The 2,027-nt window shown below is 34.9% G+C and carries 2 protein-coding genes; both read left to right on the top strand.

Going from position 1 to position 2,027, the window contains the following annotated elements; all coding sequences use genetic code 11:
• Nucleotides 1–524, top strand: a 524-nt coding sequence (locus KQI94_RS15810; protein ID WP_216454621.1) for an ATP-binding cassette domain-containing protein, incomplete at its 5' end; no start/stop codon positions are given.
• Between the two features lie 18 nt (nt 525–542).
• On the top strand, nt 543–1,910 hold the full coding sequence (locus KQI94_RS15805; protein WP_002360753.1) for a bacteriocin secretion accessory protein: 1,368 nt from the start codon (nt 543–545) through the stop codon (nt 1,908–1,910).
• Nucleotides 1,911–2,027 lie beyond the last annotated feature (117 nt).

Here is a 2,027-nt window from a genome sequence, read left to right as displayed (position 1 = left end):
AGATGAATCATTTAGATATTCCGTTTCAGCAATTGCGAAAGCATGTTACCTATGTTCCTCAAGAATCCTTTTTCTTCAGTGGAACAATTGTTGAAAATTTAACTTTTGGCTTACAAGAGACCCCTAGTTTTGAGCGAATTGTCGAAGTTTGTGAAAAGGTTCAGTTAAGCACGTTTATTGAGCAACAGCCTTTACGTTATGATACGATTTTAGAGGAAGGGGGCACTAATCTTTCTGGAGGGCAAAGACAAAGATTAGCGATTGCACGGGCTCTTTTGAAGAATGCTGATATTTTAATTTTAGATGAAGCAACAAGTGGGTTAGATACATTATTAGAGCATGCCATTCTTGACTATTTATTAACGTTAGAAGATAAAACTGTACTTTTTATTGCCCATCATTTATCAATCGCTAAAAATTGTGAGCAAATTTTAGTTCTTCATGAAGGAAAACTAGTCGAACAAGGGACCCATGATGAACTACGCTATAATCAAGGGATATATCAGCGGTTATGGGATATTTAGGAAAGGACTAGAGAATCTATGGAACAAAAAGATTGGTTGGATCAATCAAGTATTTATAGCCAACAACACCATACCTTTTATCGCTGGGTTTTATATCCAGTGATTCTTTTCCTTTGTTTAGGTGGTTTCTTTTTAGTTTTTGCAAAAAAAGAAATTGTGATTCGAACGCCTGCTCAACTGACAGCACAAAAGGTAGAAAAACTACAAGTACCAATAGAAGCAAAGATAAAAGCAAATAATCTAAAAGAAAACCAAACAGTAAAAAAGGGTGAAAGTTTAGTAACCTTTGATACAACCTCCTTACAAAATGAAAAAACACAAATAGAACAAGAAAATACTACTATTGAACAACAAAAGAGTGCTGCACAAATATTTATTGATAGTTTGATGAGTGAACAGAACTTGTTTGAAACAGAGGATGCCTTTGGTTACAGTAATCAAGTAAAGAGCTTTCTTGCCGAAAAAGAAGCGACGCTCTACGCTTTAAAACAAAGTGAAGTAGCCACACAAAAGGAACAAGAAACATACGATAAAGCCAAAGAACAACTAGAGAAACAGCTTACTATGCGTCAAAAAGAACAACGAGAATTAGAGCAAGTACGAACGGCGTGGATTGATGAACAATCCCTAGAGGGATTTTCACCTGAAATCACTTCTAAATATCAGCTGTGGAAAGTTCAATTAACTGACGCACCAGAAGAACAGAAGAAGCAGGTAAAAGCAACAATATTGGCTACAATTGACGAGTTGATCACTCAGAAAAAAAAGGAAATTGAACAATTGCAGGTAGAACAGGCAAAATTAGTAGTACCTAGTACGACTGAAAATGAGATAAATAGCCAAAAAGAGAAAGGAAAACAAAGTAAAGAGTTAGCTTTAGCGACAGCTAAAGAGAAAGTAGCAGAACTAACTGAGACCCAAAAGAAAAATGACATAGCGTTGAAAACAATCAATGAGCAGCTCACACAAAGTACATTGAAAGCACCGATTACGGGAACGATTCATTTAAACGCAGAAGTAGAAAACCAGCTGGAAGTTCCTAAAGGAACGACGCTTGCAGAAGTTTATCCAGAACATAAAAACTCAGAACTTAGATTTACCGCTCTCTTACCTACTAGTGAAAGTATGAGAGTTAAACCAGGAATGGACATTCACTTTAAGCTAGATAAAAAAGGTGTTGCCACTAAAACAATCAATGGTACGCTAAAAGAAATTTCAGAAAACAGTACAACCACTGACCAAGGAACATTTTATACTATAAAAGGAATTCTAAATCCATCCGATAATTTTACCAGTCGTTATGGTCTTACCGGTGAATTATCCCTTATTGTTGGGAAGAAAACTTACTGGCAGGAAATAAAAGACATACTTTTTAATGTAAATTAGATATTAGAGTTTACTTTTTTGAATTGAATATTTTAAATAGCGCGAATTGTAAAATTAAGTTAGAAAAATAAAAAGGCATTTATGGTACACTCAAATTGTATTTCCGACGAAAGAAAA

It is taken from the genome of Enterococcus sp. S183_ASV_20 (assembly GCF_018919685.1).
GTDB lineage: Bacteria > Bacillota > Bacilli > Lactobacillales > Enterococcaceae > Enterococcus > Enterococcus faecalis.
Note: the sequence above shows the minus strand (reverse complement) of the source record. Positions and strands in the feature narration are given on the sequence as shown.